Annotated in this window: 18 protein-coding genes and 1 tRNA gene; 9 read left to right on the top strand and 10 right to left on the bottom strand. The window is 71.7% G+C overall.

What is annotated here, in order from left to right:
- The first annotated feature begins 117 nt into the window (after positions 1–117).
- Both AC59HU_RS11765 and AC59HU_RS11760 read left to right on the top strand, forming a co-directional pair.
- Entirely contained in the window at positions 118–1,161 is a 1,044-nt protein-coding gene (locus tag AC59HU_RS11765; RefSeq protein ID WP_497223611.1) for a ferredoxin family protein, read from the top strand.
- Between the two features lie 128 nt (positions 1,162–1,289).
- A complete protein-coding gene (locus AC59HU_RS11760; RefSeq protein WP_497223609.1) occupies positions 1,290–1,769 on the top strand; it encodes a MarR family winged helix-turn-helix transcriptional regulator in 480 nt (159 codons plus the stop codon).
- Positions 1,770–1,901: 132 nt separating this feature from the next.
- On the opposite strand, the gene AC59HU_RS11755 is transcribed toward AC59HU_RS11760, so the two are convergent.
- Positions 1,902–4,949 (bottom strand): lamin tail domain-containing protein, encoded by a 3,048-nt coding sequence (locus AC59HU_RS11755; RefSeq protein WP_497223607.1) that lies wholly within the window; start codon positions 4,947–4,949, stop codon positions 1,902–1,904.
- A gap of 255 nt (positions 4,950–5,204) precedes the next feature.
- Here AC59HU_RS11755 and AC59HU_RS11750 point away from each other — a divergent pair, with 255 nt between their 5' ends.
- Positions 5,205–6,185, top strand: a complete 981-nt coding sequence (locus tag AC59HU_RS11750) for an Fpg/Nei family DNA glycosylase (RefSeq protein ID WP_497223605.1) — start codon at positions 5,205–5,207, stop codon at positions 6,183–6,185.
- 139 nt (positions 6,186–6,324) lie between these two features.
- Here AC59HU_RS11750 and AC59HU_RS11745 read toward each other — a convergent pair whose 3' ends face one another.
- Entirely contained in the window at positions 6,325–6,777 is a 453-nt protein-coding gene (locus AC59HU_RS11745; protein ID WP_497223603.1) for a DUF3817 domain-containing protein, read from the bottom strand.
- Positions 6,778–6,868: 91 nt separating this feature from the next.
- Positions 6,869–7,438: a hypothetical protein gene (locus AC59HU_RS11740; protein ID WP_497223601.1), complete on the bottom strand. Its 570-nt coding sequence runs from the start codon at positions 7,436–7,438 to the stop codon at positions 6,869–6,871.
- A gap of 353 nt (positions 7,439–7,791) precedes the next feature.
- On the opposite strand from AC59HU_RS11740, the gene AC59HU_RS11735 reads away from it, so the two are divergent.
- A complete protein-coding gene (locus AC59HU_RS11735; RefSeq protein ID WP_497223599.1) occupies positions 7,792–7,998 on the top strand; it encodes a hypothetical protein in 207 nt (68 codons plus the stop codon).
- A 48-nt stretch (positions 7,999–8,046) separates the two neighbouring features.
- Positions 8,047–8,319 carry a hypothetical protein gene (locus tag AC59HU_RS11730; protein ID WP_497223597.1) on the top strand — a complete coding sequence of 91 codons (273 nt, stop codon included), beginning with the start codon at positions 8,047–8,049 and terminating at the stop codon, positions 8,317–8,319.
- Positions 8,320–8,342: 23 nt separating this feature from the next.
- Here AC59HU_RS11730 and AC59HU_RS11725 read toward each other — a convergent pair whose 3' ends face one another.
- The 7 genes from AC59HU_RS11725 to galU all read right to left on the bottom strand — a co-directional run bounded on the left by AC59HU_RS11725 (position 8,343) and on the right by galU (position 13,674).
- Positions 8,343–8,861, bottom strand: coding sequence for a hypothetical protein (locus tag AC59HU_RS11725; RefSeq protein ID WP_497223595.1), 519 nt, complete (start codon positions 8,859–8,861; stop codon positions 8,343–8,345).
- 173 nt (positions 8,862–9,034) lie between these two features.
- Positions 9,035–9,110, bottom strand: a tRNA-Ala gene (locus AC59HU_RS11720).
- Between the two features lie 30 nt (positions 9,111–9,140).
- Positions 9,141–10,448, bottom strand: coding sequence for an acyltransferase family protein (locus tag AC59HU_RS11715; protein ID WP_497223593.1), 1,308 nt, complete (start codon positions 10,446–10,448; stop codon positions 9,141–9,143).
- Positions 10,449–10,527: 79 nt separating this feature from the next.
- Complete coding sequence (locus tag AC59HU_RS11710) at positions 10,528–10,797, bottom strand: DUF7218 family protein (protein WP_497223591.1); 270 nt, start codon at positions 10,795–10,797, stop codon at positions 10,528–10,530.
- A 127-nt stretch (positions 10,798–10,924) separates the two neighbouring features.
- Positions 10,925–11,947: a hypothetical protein gene (locus AC59HU_RS11705; RefSeq protein ID WP_497223589.1), complete on the bottom strand. Its 1,023-nt coding sequence runs from the start codon at positions 11,945–11,947 to the stop codon at positions 10,925–10,927.
- A 148-nt stretch (positions 11,948–12,095) separates the two neighbouring features.
- Positions 12,096–12,749 (bottom strand): GNAT family N-acetyltransferase, encoded by a 654-nt coding sequence (locus AC59HU_RS11700; protein ID WP_497223587.1) that lies wholly within the window; start codon positions 12,747–12,749, stop codon positions 12,096–12,098.
- A gap of 34 nt (positions 12,750–12,783) precedes the next feature.
- Positions 12,784–13,674 (bottom strand): UTP--glucose-1-phosphate uridylyltransferase GalU, encoded by an 891-nt coding sequence (galU, locus tag AC59HU_RS11695; RefSeq protein WP_497223585.1) that lies wholly within the window; start codon positions 13,672–13,674, stop codon positions 12,784–12,786.
- 84 nt (positions 13,675–13,758) lie between these two features.
- Here galU and AC59HU_RS11690 point away from each other — a divergent pair, with 84 nt between their 5' ends.
- The 4 genes from AC59HU_RS11690 to AC59HU_RS11675 all read left to right on the top strand — a co-directional run bounded on the left by AC59HU_RS11690 (position 13,759) and on the right by AC59HU_RS11675 (position 15,618).
- On the top strand, positions 13,759–14,343 hold the full coding sequence (locus AC59HU_RS11690; protein ID WP_497223583.1) for a 5-formyltetrahydrofolate cyclo-ligase: 585 nt from the start codon (positions 13,759–13,761) through the stop codon (positions 14,341–14,343).
- 57 nt (positions 14,344–14,400) lie between these two features.
- A complete protein-coding gene (locus AC59HU_RS11685; protein WP_497223581.1) occupies positions 14,401–14,787 on the top strand; it encodes an FmdB family zinc ribbon protein in 387 nt (128 codons plus the stop codon).
- Between the two features lie 25 nt (positions 14,788–14,812).
- Positions 14,813–15,274, top strand: a complete 462-nt coding sequence (mscL, locus tag AC59HU_RS11680; RefSeq protein ID WP_497223579.1) for a large conductance mechanosensitive channel protein MscL — start codon at positions 14,813–14,815, stop codon at positions 15,272–15,274.
- A gap of 161 nt (positions 15,275–15,435) precedes the next feature.
- Positions 15,436–15,618 carry a hypothetical protein gene (locus AC59HU_RS11675; protein ID WP_497223577.1) on the top strand — a complete coding sequence of 61 codons (183 nt, stop codon included), beginning with the start codon at positions 15,436–15,438 and terminating at the stop codon, positions 15,616–15,618.
- Positions 15,619–15,627 lie beyond the last annotated feature (9 nt).

Raw genomic sequence — 15,627 nt, 5'->3', positions numbered from 1 at the left:
ACGGGCGGCAGCGGCTTTATGGGCCGCAGCGGCTTCACGAGTGGCAGCGGCTCCACGTGCGGCCGAGGCTGGATTGCCCGCGGCACCGCGGCGCAGCACGATGAGGGGCACCGGCCGATGACGACGGCGCTGCCCTCGACGGGTCTGCCGCCGGAGGGCTGGGCTCCGTGCAGCGACCGCTCGCGCGAGCGGATGGACCCGCTCGCGGCGACCGGGTCGCGCGGGCTGCAGTGGTTCCTGGTCGAGATCTCCGGCGCCTGGGGCACCCGCGCCTTCCTCGACCCGCCCTTCGACACCGAGCTGGGGCGCGCGCTCGTGACCCGCATCGAGGCGGCCGGGATGCGCCCGCTCGCCATCCGTCGCACCGGCCGGCGACCCGAGCAGACGAGCTGGAAGTGGGCCTTCGTCGACTCCCGCCCGGGCCGGGAGACCGTGCGCTGGGGCGAGGTCTCGTCACCGGAGGACCTGCTCGAGGTGCCGCTGGACGGTTCGGCGGGCACCGCATCCGACCGGCCCGTCTTTGCGGTCTGCGCCCATGCCCGCCACGACCAGTGCTGCGCCGTGCGCGGGCGCCAGGTCGTGACCCGGCTCGCCGAGGCCTACCCGGAGGAGACCTGGGAGTGCTCGCACCTCGGCGGCGACCGCTTCGCCGGGACGATGGTGCTCTTTCCGCACGGCCTCTACTACGGGCGGGTCGACGACGGCGACGCCGCGACGATCGCCGAGGCCTACCTCGACGGGCGGGTCGTCGAGGAGTTCTACCGCGGGCGCAGCTCGCTCACCCATCCGGTGCAGGCGGCCCAGCACTTCGCCCGCACCGAGTACGGCGACGACCGCCTCGACGCCTACGCCCCGCTCGCGGAGGAGTGGCACGACGGCGGCGGCACCGCCCGCTGGACCGTGCGCCTCGCGGCCGGGGTAGATGCGGATGCGGGCACGGATGCGGATGCGGGCACGGATGCGGATGCGGGCTCGGGTTCGGATGCGGGTTCGGATGCGGATGCGGGCTCGGACGCCGAGGCGCAGACGAGAGCGGATGCGGGCGGCGAGATCGTCGTCGAACTGGAGGAGGAGCTGTCGACCGCCCTCCTCTCCACCTGCACCACCACCCGCCCCGGGCAGGTGCGCCAGTGGGCCCTCGCGTGCCTCCGCCGGCACTAGCCCCCGCACGACTGTCCGCGACCCGTCACTTGTGGTCGCTAAACCCATGGGATAGCGACAACAAGTGACGGCTCGCGGACAGTCGGCGGTGCCAAATAGTTGTCGGGACAAGGACCTAGGATTGCAGCATGGACGGGGTGGAGTGGCTGACGCCTGAGCAGCTGCGGGCCTGGATCCGCTTCGAGTCGGTCGTCGAGCTGCTGCCGGCCGTGCTCGACTCCCAGTTGCACCGCGACGCCCAGCTCACCCACTTCGAGTACCTCGTGATGGCGAAGCTCTCCGAGGCCCCCGAGCACCTGTTGCGCCTGACCGCGCTGGCGGCCACCACGAACTCGACGCTCCCCCGGCTCTCGCACGTGGTCTCGCGCCTCGAGGCGCGCGGCTACGTCGAACGCGTCCCGTGCCCGAGCGACCGCCGGGCGACGAACGCGCACCTGACCGAGTCGGGCTGGGCGAAGGTCGTCGAGACCGCTCCGGGCCACGTGCGCACGGTGCGCGAGCACGTGATCGACGCGCTGAGCGACGAGCAGGTCGGCCAGCTCGACACGATCATGGCGCTGCTGCTGCAGAAGCTCGACCCCGAGAACTCCCTCCGCCGCCTGCCCTGAGGCCCGCGCCCGCACGCGCTTCCGCCGCACCGCCGCACCGCCGCACCGCCGCACCGAGAAGTCACGAATGGTCCCACCCCAGGCGGGGAAGGACCATTTGTGACGTCTCGACGGAGCCGAGACGGGTGAGACTCAGGCGCGCCGGCGACGGATGACGACGAAGGCCGCGCCCGCCCCCAGCAGCAGCACCGCGAGCGACAGCGGCACCAGCGTCTCGGCCCCGGTCGACGCGAGCGCCCCCGACCCGGAGCCCGAGCCCGAGCCCGAGCCCGAACCGGAGCCGTTGCCCCCGGCCACACCCGCCGGCACCGACTCGGCGGCGGCAGCGGTGACGGTGATATCGGTCCAGCCGATCAGCGTACCGTCGGCCGCCAGCACCACGAGGCGGTGCGCGCCGGCCGCGGTTCCGGCGGGAATGGTGACCGAGACGGTTTCGGCCGACGACACGGTCGTCCGCGCGAGGTGCACGGGCGTCGAGTGCAGCCAGACGTCGACCTGCTCACCGGCGTGCCCGGCACCCACGGTGACCGTGACCGACGAGCCGGCGGCCGCGGAGGCGACGGTCGAGACCGCGCCGCGGTTCGCATCCGTCAGCAGCGACTCGTCGATGGCGACCAGGCCGGAGCCGGAGGACGGCGCCCCCGTGCCCGGGTCGGTCGGCGGCGTTCCCGGATCCGTGGGCGGAGTGCCCGGGTCGGTCGGCGTCGCCGTGCAGTTGAGCGTGCCGGCGCGGAGGGCGTGGCCGTCGGTGCCGTTGTCGTCCGACCAGAACACCGGCTTGGTGCCGTTCACGCAGTACTGGTTGGGCGCGATGGCGAAGCCCTCGTTGTTGATGTTCGGCATCCCGGCGGGGCGCTCCTGCACCGCGGTGACGGCGTAGTGGCCGGGGGTCGCGGTGGTGCTGCCGGCGGCAGCAACGTCCAGCAGGGCGGTGCGGCCCTGGCAGGTGTCGTCGCAGACGGCCCAGAGGAGGGTCGTGGCGGGGTCGTACTCCAGATCCATCACGCTCTCGAAGCCGCTCAGGATCGTGGCGACGCGGTGGTAGCCGCCGCCGACCTGGTCGAGGGCGTAGGCGTAGATCGTGCCGTTCGACTCGAGGCCGACGAAGAACAGCCCGCCGCCGTGGTTCGCGTAGACGGCCGGGTCGTACGCCGCGTTGGTGCTCTCGTCGACGAAGCCCTTGGCGATCAGAGCCGCATCGGGAACCCAGGTGATCCCCTCCAAGCCCGAGTTGGCGCCGACGGCGGGGAGGTCGCCGACCAGGTTCCACTCCATCGAGGCGTTGACGCTCGATCCGGTCGCCGAGGCGTCGTAGCGGATGATCGACGGCCGGCTCGTGCCGCTGACGTCGTTGTTGCGCTCGGTCGAGACGAACACGCCGCCCGCGGAGCCGGCGTCCGTGAGCGTCACGCCCTCCGCATCCACGTTGCCCGTGCCGTCGGCGTAGTGAAGCACCTTGCCCGCCGACCAGCCCGAGGCCGACGACGGCACCCAGTTCGTGCCGTCGAAGCTGAGCTTGTAGAGGGTGCCGGGGCCGTTCTTCACGGCCCAGAGGGTGCCGGGGGCGGGGGCGGCGCCGGGGGTCGTGCCGCCGGTCGTGCCGGTCGTGCTGCCGGCCGTGCCGGTCGCCTTCGCGTCGGCCTCGTAGACCAGGCCGCTCATGTTGGTGCCGAACGCGCCGGCCACGTCGACCGTGCTCACCTCGGCACCGCCGGGCCAGACGGATGCGACGGGCTCGGTGCTGCCGCCCTCGCAGTCGTTCGCCGCACCCTTGGTCGCGGAGAGCGTGGTGGTGAAGTCGCCGGTGCCGTCGGGGCAGCGGCCGTAGGTGGTCGTGGCGTGGGTCGTCCAGCTGTAGGAGTCGACGAGCGTGGTGCCGTCAGCGGCGAACAGGCGCGCGCTGTCGGCGCCGCCGAGCCCGAATCCGCCCGTCACGTCGACGTCGACCGCGAGGAAGCCGCCGGCCGCGATCGTGGTGCCGGCGGCGACGGTGAGGGCGTGGGAGTCGTCGTTGTCCTTGAGCACGAAGCCGCTCACGTCCGCCGCCGTGTTCGCCGGGTTGATCAGCTCGACCCAGTCGCCCGGAGTGCCGCCCGAGGACTCGACCTCGTTGATGCGCACCGGCGAGCTGCAGTCGTTCGCCGCACCCTTGGTCGGGCGGGTCGTGGTCTGGAAGGCTCCGGATGCGTCGGGGCAGCGCCCGTAGGTCGTGCTCGCGTGGGCGGTCCAGCTGTACGAGTCGACGAGCGTGGTGCCGTCGGCCGCGAAGAGCCGTGCCGAGTCGGCGCCGCCGAGGCCGAAGGTCATCTCGGGCTCGCCCGCCACGAGGTAGCCGCCGGCCGCGATCGTGCTGCCCGCGGGCAGGGTGTAGCTGTGGGTGTCGTCGTTGTCCTTGAGCACGAAGCCGGTCAGGTCGACGGATGCGGCGGACGGGTTCACGAACTCGACCCAGTCGCCGGGGGTGCCGCTGGAGGACTCGACCTCGTTGATGCGCACGGGGACGCCCGGGGTGGTCGGGGGCGTCGTCGGCGGGGTCGTGGGGGGCGCGGTGGGCGGAGTCGTGGGCGGGGTCGTCGTCGCGGCGGTGTTCGCGGCGCCCTTGGTCGGGGCGCCGGTGGTGACGAAGTCGCCGGTGCCGTCGGGGATGCGGCCGTAGGTCGTGGTGGCGTGCGCGGTCCAGCTGTAGGAGTCGAGGAGCGTGGTGCCGTCGGCCGCGAAGAGGCGGGCCGAGTCGGCACCGCCCAGGCCGAAGCCGCCGGTGACGTCGACGTCGACGGCGAGGAAGGCGCCGGCCGCGATCAAGGTGGCGGCCGGGAGGGTGAGGGCGTGGGTGTCGTCGTTGTCCTTCAGCACCAGGCCCGAGACGTCGACGGTGGTCGCGGCGGTGTTGACGAGCTCGATCCAGTCGCCGGGGGTGCCGCCGGAGGACTCGACCTCATTGATACGGATGGCGGTGGGGGTAGCGTCGGCGGCAGTGGCTGCGGCTTTGTCGACGGCAGCTTTGTCGGCGGCGGCCATGCTGGCGGCGACGTTGCTGGCGGCGACGCTGCCCGCCGCGGTGGCGTCGGTCGGTGCGGCGAGCGGGGTGCTCGCGGCGAGCGCGGGGGTCGAGGCCAGCAGCGGGACCGTCAGGGCGACGGCGGTGATCACGACGGCGGAGGGGCGCCAGAGTCTGCGCATGGGAAGCGGCCCTTTCGAGGCGGGGAAGGGTGGCCGGGCGCGGCCATCGGCAGTCTCCCGATCGCGGGCCAACTCCCGGTGAACGCGAGGCGAACCGCCGGGGCCGATCGGTGTGGGCGGGGTGTGAGGGTGGGCGTCCTGGGCGGCACGGGCTGGGGGCAGCACGGGGGGCGGTGCGGGTGATGCCGGCACGCGCGGAAGACGCCCTGGGCGAACCGGGTGGCCGATGTCGGTGGCGGGTCGGAGACTTGAGGTGTGCCTGAGCTTCCCGAAGTCCACTCCCTCGTCGCCGATCTTGGCGCGAGGCTCGTCGGGCGCACGATCGCGCGGTTCGACCTGGCGTCGTTCGCGGCACTGAAGACCTTCGATCCCCCGGTGTCGGCCCTGGCCGGCCGCACCATCTCGGCGGTGACCCGGCACGGCAAGTTCCTGGATTTCGTGACCTCGCCCGCATCCACCTCGCCCGCATCCACCGCACGAGCATCGACCCCGCCCGCATCCACCTCACCAGCATCGAGCCCGCCCGCATCCGACTCAGCCGCATCCACCTCGGGCGATGCCGAGTTGCACCTGGTGCTGCACCTCGCTCGGGCGGGGTGGATCCGGTGGCGAGAGAGCCCGCCTCCACCGCCGAGCGGCAGGCCTGGCAAGGGGGCGCTGGCCGCGCGGCTCGTGCTCGAGGGCGACGAGGCCGGGCTCGACATCACCGAGGCGGGCACCAAGAAGAGTCTGGCGTTGTACCTGGTGCGAGACGTCGCTGAGGTGCCTGGCATCGCGCGGCTCGGGCCCGACCCGCTCGAGCCGGAGTTCACCGAGGAGGTCTTCGCGAGCATCCTGCGCGCGGCCGGGCGCTCGCAGATCAAGGGTGTGCTGCGCAACCAGGGGCTGATCGCCGGGGTGGGCAACGCGTACTCCGACGAGATCCTCCACGCGGCACGGATGTCGCCGTTCAAGCCCGCGACCATGACCGCCGACGAGGTCTCGGCGCTCTACGCGGCGCTGCAGTCGACCCTGCGCGGAGCGATCGAGCGGGCCGACGGCCTCGCGGCGTCGGAGCTGAAGCGCGAGAAGAAGTCCGGCCTGCAGGTGCACGGTCGAACCGGCGAGCCCTGCCCGGTCTGCGGCGACACCGTGCGTCAGGTCACCTACGCCGACTCGAGCCTCCAGTACTGCCCCACCTGCCAGACCGGAGGCAAGCCCCTGGCCGACCGGGTCCTCTCCCGCCTCCTCAAGTAGCCCCGCCCCTCACAACCACGCCGAGAAGTCACTTTTACGTCCAAACCCCGACTCTTGGACGTAAAAGTGACTTCTCGGCGAGGTGGGTGAAGGTGACTTCTTGGCGCGGTGGGTGCGAGAGCCTGGGCGGGGGTCCGGGTCAGCGGCCGGGGGGACCCGCGAGGAGCGCCACGAGTGTCAGCAGCGCGATCACCACGAGCAGCAGCACGAGAAACAGCCACGGGCGCCGGAGGAAGTACCGCAGGGTGCGATCGACCCAGCCGGCATCGCGGGGGTCGTCGGATGCGGTGAGCCGCCATCCGCCCCGCAGCCGGCCCGTGCGCTCGAGCACCGCATCCATCACGACCGTGCCGTAGGGCGGCACCGAGGTCAGCGCGGTCACGAGCACAAGCCACCAGGGCCAACGCTGGTTGAGCCCGACGACGACGGTGCTCGCGACGAAGGCGAAGAACACGACCCCGTGGGCCAGCCCGACCGCGAAGAACACCGGCACCTCGGCACCGGTCGCGCGCACGATGATCGCCATGAGCAGGGCGGTCCAGGTGACGGCTTCGGCGAACGAGACGATTCGGAACAGGGTGCCGGGCGACATCCCGTCGAATCTACCGTGTGCCGCTTCGTGACCCCGGCCGCCGCGGCGCGGCCGCGCCAGCTGCGCCGGCACCAAAGGCCAGCGCTGCCGCTCAGCCCGCGGCGCAGCGGGAGTCGCTGGCGAGGGTGACGGTCGACCCGCCGGCCGCCGGCAGCGTGACGACGTAGGGCACCAGCGCCGGGCCGATGAACGTCGTGGCGGTGTCGCCGGAGTCGGTCGGGGCCTGGGTGACGCTCCAGCCCTTGTCGCGGTAGGCCGACGAGGTGTCGCGCACCCAGCCCGCCGCATCCACCGAGGGTGCGAGCGTCAGCGTGCGCGTGAGCACGACCTGCTGCTTCTCGCCGCCGTCGGGGCAGGGCTGGATGCGCGACTGCGCATTCTCCGCGACCGGTGCGACGGGGAGGGTGGCTTCGAGCTCGTCGAGTCCGAGCGACGATTCGGCCGTGACGCCGTCGATCGTGGTCGGGTAGGCGGTGCTCGAAAGTGCGATTCCGGCCCAGGTTACCGCCACGAGCACGACGGCGACGCCGAGGAAGATGAGCGTCGATCGGCGCCTAAGGCCGTGCCAGGGTTCTCCCTTGGGCGGGAGCTGAGGAAGTTTGCGCCGTGGCAGCAGCCCGAACTGCCGCGGCCCGGTGCGCACGTCGGGCGGGATGCTCATGCCACGACGCTACCCGACGGTGCTGCGAGCCGCCGGAGTCCGCCCCGGCCCAACCCCGCGCCGGCACCCGGCCCGACCCCACCTCGGCACCCGACCCCGCCCGGAGCCCGGGCGCGACCCCGCCTCGGAACTCGACCGGGATCGCTCCCCAGCCCCGCCCCCGAACTCGGCCCGGCCCGGCCCTGGTGCACGGCCCGGATCCCGCCCCGGACCCCGGCCCAGCAGAATCACGCGGCGGAGGAAGACGCGGCCGCGCCCTCCACCCGCCCCCGCGCATCCTGCACCCCGCCCGCTCCGGCGCCCTCGCACCCCGTCGATAGCAAACGTTAACCTGCGGCCGTTACGGTCGGCGCGTGACCGACAGCACCTGGACCCGAGACGCCCTGATCGCCCGCACGGACGCCGCGTTCGCCCTCGACCACGCGCGTCTCCCGGTCACAACCGAGCGGGCTCGCCTGCGCCTGGAGTACTTCGACGTCGTGTCGGCCGTGACCCGGGGCGAGCTCGACGCGCAGCAGGCCGCGGTGCGCTTCGAGCGCATCACCGACCAGGTCGCCTAGCCCGCGCCGGACCGTCGGGGCTGGGCGCTCCCGACGTAGGCTGTTCGCGTGAGCCCCGTGCACCCCAATGGCGACGACCGCGGCGCAAAATCCGCCGCGTCCCTTGGCCTCCCCGATTCCGCCGCATCTGGCGGATCCCACGACTCCGCCGCATCCGCCGACGCGCAGGAGCGCCGCGCCCTCCAGGCCCTCGAGTCCATTCTCGCGGGTGGAGACCTCGGCGACGAGACCCTCCGCCTCGCTAATGAGTTCACCGACCGGCACACAGCGCGCTTCACAGCCTGGGTCCGCCGTCTGGGCGCCGCCCTCCGCCAGCCCTGACCGGACCCGCCTCGGCAGTCGCCTCAGCCCGGCTGCAACCCGAGCTGGCGGGCGTACTCCCGCGTCTCGGCCTCGGTCGCAGACCCCATCGAGAAGAAGCGGCGCGAGACCATCGCGATGCGGATCGGCTCGCGCATCCAGTCGACGTGGAGGATCACCGCCGATGTGTCCCGCCCGAGAGCCGCCGGCGAGGAGATCTCGATGGACGTGATCCGGTCGCGGGGAATCGCCGCGAAGGGCGCCGGGCTGGTCGACTTCCACCAGAACTCGACGGCCGAGTCGGAGGCCGCAACGGTCGGGGCCGCCGGCACCTCCGACCTCGCGTCCAGAAGGAGCTGGAGGTTCATCCCGCGCTGGCCCGTCAGCGTGAAGGCGGGTCTGCCCAACCGGCGCTCGAGTCGTCGGGCCGGCGCCTCCAGGAGGTGCATCACCAGGAGGATACCGAGCCAGGCCGCACCGACGACCACGGGGACGGCGATCACCAGGGTCCACCCGAGACCGGCGGAGCGGCCGAACCCCTCGACGATGCGGGGCGTGACCACGACGACGAGGCCGACGCCGAGTGCGCCCAGTGCGCCGATCCGGCGGACTCGTGCGTTGATCTATTCCCCGATGACGATGCTGCGAACCGACGATGCTGCGAACCGACAATCCGACACCCGATCGCCCCCGGCGAAGCCGAAGGCCCCGGGATCGTGGATCCCAGGGCCTTCCGTGGTGGAGCTACGGGGATTCGAACCCCGGACCTTCTCATTGCGAACGAGACGCGCTACCAACTGCGCCATAGCCCCGCTGACGAAAGAATCGACAACCCCGAAAGTCTACGACGAGAACCCCGCCCGGCGCCAATCCGGCCGGCGCCCCGCGCCCCACCGCCCGAGCATCAGGATCGACACCCCGAGCAGCACGCTGCCGACGATGGCGATCGGCAGGTCCATGAAGAACTGCATCACCAGGAACGGCGGGATGAACGCCAGCACCGTCGCCACGGCCACGACCGCGGGCGGCGGCGTCGCCTTCACCTCGCGCGGCGCCTCCCACCGGCCCACCAGGAACGACAGCCCGAAGACCGCGAGGATCACCAGCACGAACATCACCGGCCTCGTCAGCCACCACGCGGCCGACGCGGGCGGCGGGCTGGCGAACGGCACCAGCAGCGCCAGGCCCGACAGCACCAGGATCACCGGCAGGTGCCACAGGTAGATCGTCATCAACCGCGACCCGATCAGGAACACGAAGGCCCGCGCCGCGTGCGTGTTCATCAGCGCCGCGAGCGCCGGCCGCAACAGGCGCAGGATGCACGCCTGGGCGATCGCGAGCGCCACCAGCGGCAGCGTCGGCGGGTTGAGGTTCGTGAGCATGTCGTCGGCGTACGGGCCCCAGGCGGTCAGCGGCACGAGGCTCGCGTAGGCGACCGCCGCGATGGCGACGAGGGTCCACCACCGCCGCGCGGCGAACCAGCCGTCGGCGTACCAGAAGCCGAGCTGCTGCACGAGCAGCCAGACGAAGAACAGGTTCGCCAGCCCGATCGCGTCGATGCCGGTCGAGTAGCGGATCGCGTCGACCGCGATCGCCCCGGCCAGCAGCACGACGAGCGTGGCCCGCGGGCTGCGCCGATGCCAGACGACCATCACGGGCACCAGCGCCTGGCACAGCGTGTACGCGGCCAGGAACCACAGCGGCGACGCCGCCCCGACCACGGCCACGTCGACGAGCTGCGGGTCGATCCCGATCAGCCGGGCTCCCCCGATCACGACGACGTAGAACACGAACAGCGGGAACGCCGGCTGCGCGAGACGCAGCACCCGGTTGCGCACGTAGTCGGCACCCGTGCCGCCACGCCGCTCGAGGCTCCGCCAGGCGGTGATCGAGGCGAAACCGCCGACCACGAAGAACAGCGGCATGATCTGGCCGGCCCAGGTGGCGGGGGCGAACCACCACTGCTCCTCGAGCGGGCGGCTCACGGCGATCTGGCCGTCGGGCCCGGAGCCCACCCCGACCATCAGCAGGTGGATGACCACGACCAGCAGCACGCAGAACACCCGCGCGAGGTCGAGCGTCAGATCCCGCTTCGACAGATCGATCGACGTGGCGGTGCGGGCAGCGGTTCGGACTCCGTCGTCGCTCATGCTGACATCCTAGGAGGGCGACCCATTCCCGTCGGGGAATGAATCGGCGGCGACCTCCAGCCACAGCCGCGGCCCGGCGTCAGGAGTCGCGCAGAACCTCCACCAGCTCGGCCTTCTTCTTCGACGAATACCCGGTGAGACCGAGCTCTTTCGCCCGCTTCTTCAGCTCGGCCACGGTCCAGTCCTCGTACGATCCGGATTCCCCGCCCTTCTTCCCCACCGCCGTGCGCCCTCGGGCTGCGGCGGCGTTAGAGATGCGGGCGGCCTTCTGCTTCGAGTCGCCCTGGTCGCGGAGCTCTTCGTAGAGCCCCGGATCCTTGAGCTGGGGCGGCGTCTTCTTTCCAGGCATCGTCGTCTCCTTCCGATGCGCACCGAGGCTACGCCGGGGGTGAGGATGCGGCAACGCCGCAAGAGCGCCAGGATGCGGCAACGCCGCAAGAACGTCGCGAGCGCCAGGAGGCGGCAACGCCGCGATGTCAGCCCGCGCGGCGCCGGGCCAGGATCTCGTCGAGGTCGAGGTGCGACGCGGTGTCGTCCTCCACGATCCCCATCCGAGCGAAGCGCGACGGCGGCCCCGCGGGAACAGCGGCCGGAGCGGCCGGCTCAGCAGCGACCGCGACGGGGACCGGGAGCTCGGAGACCGTCGCGTGCTCCGCATCCAACCGCGCCCGCAGCGCCGTCTCGGCCTCCGCCGCCGCCTTGAGCAGCGACTGCCGGTGCGCGACGGCGGCGCGGGCGGTCGCCTCGGCGAACTCGCTCGTGCGGTCGATGTCGAGGGTGCCCTCGTCGTCCAGCGGCTCCTCGTCGGCGAGGCCGAGCGGCACGTCGACGGGATGCGCGAGGTAGCGCGGGCGCGGCACGGCCACCGGCACCCAGCCACCCCGGCTCTCCGCCTCGGCCGACTCGGCGCCCTGGGAACGGGAGTACTCGGCGAGCTCGTCCGCAGCGCGCTCGTCCGACGAATCGTCGGCGAACGCATCCGAGTGGTCGACGAGCTCGGGCGAGACCAGACCGACCGGGCGCGGGAGCTTCAGGCGTCGGCCCGCCTTGGCGAGCTTGACGAGTGCGCTCAGGCTGACCGCGCTGGCGATCACGCCACCGATCAGGATGATCCAGGCCCCGGTGTAGACCGCCTGCATCCCGCCGAGCACGGCCACGGCGAGCGACAGCGCGAAGACCGCGGCGGTGACCGCCCGCGAGCGGCGCAGCCGGTCGGCGGTGCGGACGGCGGTGGGGATGGCCTTGAGCTCGCGCTGGGCGGCGCGGTGCTTCAGGATGCGCTCCTGCTCGGCGATGCTGCGGGCGTTCGCCTCGATGCGCACCTCGTCGGGCACCTCGGCCGTCTCGGCCAGGATGCGCAGGGTCTGCTGCAGACGCACGGCGTTGCGCTCGGTGGCGAGGTACTGCCGGCTACGGAACCACGAGGGCACCAGATACGCCAGCCACAGCACCGCCGCGAGGGCGATCATGAACCCTCCGCCGAGCCATTCCGTTGTCATGCGTCAACGGTACGGGGAGCGGTGTCCGCGGCCCCGGCATGAGGGGCGCGTGTCGCTGGGCATCTGCCCGTCCGGGTGGTTTCGGAGCCCCCGGTCACCGCAACCGGTCGCGGATTCCGTCACCGCATCCCGACCACGCGATCCCGGCTCAGCGCGGTTCGACCGGCAACGCCGTCTTCGCCGCCTCCACGTCGCTCTCGGGCACGCTCCCGCCACCCGGCGGGATCCGCCCCTCCTGCCAGCGGCGCAGCACGCCCACCGGCAGCTCCTCGCGCACGAGCGCGAAGCAGAAGTGGTCGCGCCAGTCACCGTTGATGTGGATGTAGCGCCGCCGCAGCCCCTCGTACCGGAAGCCGAGCTTCTCGACCACCCGCAGGCTCGGCCCGTTCTCGGGCCGGATACAGATCTCGATCCGGTGCAGCCCCACCGAGAAGAAGCAGTAGTCGGCCGCGAGCGCCACGCCGATCGGCGTGATGTTCTTGCCCGCGAAGCGCTCCGAGACCCAGTAGCCGATGCTCGCCGAGGCGACCGAGCCGTAGCTGATCGAGGACACGTTGAGCTGGCCGGCCAGCTCGCCGTCGTGCTCGAGGATGAACGGCAGCCCGAGCCCTGCCCGTGCGTTCGCCTGCAGCGCCCGGATGCTCGCGCGGGTGTCGAAGGACATCGGCCCCTGCGGGTTGGTCGCCTCCCACTTGCGCAGCCAGCTGCGGTTCTCGATCAGCTCGCGCTCGAGCGGTTTCGCGTCGCGGACGCGGATCGGCCGCACGGTGACCGGCCCCTCGGAGAGTGTGGGAACGAACATTGCTCGAACACTACCGCGTCGGCGACCGCCTGCCTTACAGGCCGCCGACGAACTCCTTCAACCACGGACGGAGGTCGGGCCCGAGGTCTTTGCGGTCGCAGGCGAGCTGCACGATCGCCTTGATGTAGTCGAGCTTGTCGCCGGTGTCGTAGCGACGGCCTCGGAAGACGACGCCGTAGACGCCGCCGGCGAGCTCGTCGTCTTCGGCCAGCGTGAGCAGCGCATCCGTCAGCTGGATCTCGCCGCCCTTGCCCGGCGGGGTGTTCTCGAGGATGTCGAAGACCTCGGGGCGCAGCACGTACCGGCCGATGACGGCGAGGTTCGAGGGCGACTTGCCCGCGTCGGGCTTCTCGACCAGGCCGGTGACCTTCACCACGTCGTCGTCGTCGGTGGCCTCGACCGAGGCGACACCGTAGAGGTGGGTCTGGGAGGGGTCGACCTCCATCAGGGCGATCACGGTCGCGTTGCGCGACTCCTGCACGTCGAGCATGCGCTGCAGCAGCGGGTCGCGGGCGTCGATGATGTCGTCGCCGAGGAGGACGGCGAAGGGCTCATGGCCGACGTGCATCTTGGCGCGCAGCACGGCGTGGCCGAGGCCCAGCGGGTCGCCCTGGCGCACGTAGTGCATGTCGGCGAGGGCGGTCGACTCGTTGACGACCCGCAGCATGTCGCCCTTGCCCTTCTGCTCCAGGGTCGACTCGAGCTCGTAGACCCGGTCGAAGTGGTTGTCGATCGCGGTCTTGTTGCGGCCCGTGACGACGAGCACGTCGGAGAGCCCCGCATCCACCGCCTCTTCGACGACGTACTGGATCGCCGGCTTGTCGACGACCGGCAGCATCTCTTTCGGCATCGCCTTGGTGGCCGGCAGGAAGCGGGTGCCGAGACCCGCTGCCGGAATGACTGCTTTCGTCAGATGTGTCCCCATGACCCAAGCGTATCCAGTTCCGCCGACAGCGGATGAACGCCCCGGAAACACCCCTGTCACCGGGACGGACCTACAATTGCAGCCATGGCCTCCGACCCGTCCCACGACAAGCGGGCGCTGCGCGCCGAGCTCCGCGAACGCCGCCGCACCCGCCCCGCCCACGTCGTCGACGCCGCCGAGGTCGGGTTCACCGCGAACCTGGTGGCGCTCGCGACCGAGGTGGATGCACGGACCATCTCCTGTTACCTCTCGACGTCGTTCGAACCCAACACCCGCCCCTTCATCAACTGGGCCCTCGCCGACGGTCGCCGGGTGCTGCTGCCGATCGCGCGGCAGGACGGGCTGCTCGACTGGGCCGAGGGCGACGGCGAGACCGAGACCGAGGGCCTGTACGGCTTGCCAGAGCCGGTCGGCGGCATCCTCGGGCCCATCGCGATCAACGACGCCGACCTCATCGTCATCCCCGCCTCGGCGGTCGACGGGCGCGGCACCCGGATGGGCTGGGGGCGCGGCTACTTCGACCGCACCCTGGGCTCGATGGAGAAGTGCCCGCCGGTGTTCGCCGTGGTGTTCGACGACGAGATCCTGCAGGACGTGCCCCGAGAACTCCACGACGCGCCGGTCGACGGCGCCGTGACCCCGACGCGGATCATCCGCTTCACCCACTGACATCGATCTGACCACCGCGCCGTACGCGGCGCCCCACGCTCTACGCCGGAGGCTCCTGTGCCCACCTACTCCTACCGCTGCACCGAGTGCGAGAACGCGTTCGACATCCAGCAGGCCTTCACCGACGACACGCTGACCGTCTGCCCGGTCTGCGGCGGCAAGCTGCGGAAGGTCTTCAGCCCGGTGGGCGTGACCTTCAACGGGTCGGGGTTCTACCGCACCGACTCGCGGGCCAACTCGGGGTCGGGCGAGTCGTCGGGGTCGTCGTCTTCGTCCTCGTCCTCCAGCTCGTCGTCCGGAGGCTCGTCCTCGGGGGGCTCGTCCTCGGGCGGCTCGTCCTCGGGCGGCTCGTCCTCGGGGGGCTCGTCGTCCGGAGGCTCGTCGTCGGGCGGCTCCTCCTCGTCGTCATCCTCCGCCGCTCCCGCGGCAAAGCCGGCGAGCTAGCCCTCGGCCTCTTAGGCTTGACGGCATGTTCAAGGGATTCAAGGAGTTCATCCTCCGCGGGAACGTCATCGACCTCGCCGTCGCGGTGGTCATCGGTGCCGCGTTCACCGCCGTCGTCACGTCCATCGTCACCAACGTGTTCAACCCCCTGATCGGTGCGCTGTTCAAGGCCGAGAACCTCGACGGCGTGGCCATCCTCACGATCGGTGACTCGCAGATCAAGTTCGGCGCGGTGCTCGGCGCGATCATCCAGTTCCTGCTGGTCGCCGTCGTGGTCTACTTCGTCTTCGTCGTGCCGATCAACCATCTGAAGAAGGTGGCCTTCTCGCTGAAGAAGACCCCCGCGGAGTCCCTCGAGGAGCAGAACGAAGAACTGCCCCCCACCGAGACCGAGCTCCTCATCCAGATCCGCGACCTGCTCGCCCTGGAGCGCGCGAAGGCGGCCGGCGAGACCCCGACCCCGCCCGACCACACCCCCAAGCACTGACCCGCAGCAGGTTCCCCACCCCCACCCCCGGATGCCCTCGATCCGTCAGTAGTTGTCGCCAAACCAGTGAAATAGCGACAACGAGTGACGGATCGAGGGCATTCGGGCGGGACGGGTAGGCTTCACGCGTGGTCGAGGTGAAAAGGACGGGACGACGGCGGGTGTCGACAGACGCCGCGCCCGGGTCGGATCCCACCCCGCAAGCCTTGCCCGACGGCACCCCCGTGCGGGCCGCCGAAGACACCGACGCTGCCTGGGGCACCGCCCCCGCGCCCCGCCCGTCCACCGGCGCCTCCACCGAGAACGACGCCCGCCTCAAGGCAGACAAGCCCCCGCACTGGTAAGCATCCGGC

The organism is Herbiconiux sp. 320_LB (genome assembly GCF_059691755.1).
This window is presented reverse-complemented; position numbering and strand designations above follow the sequence as displayed.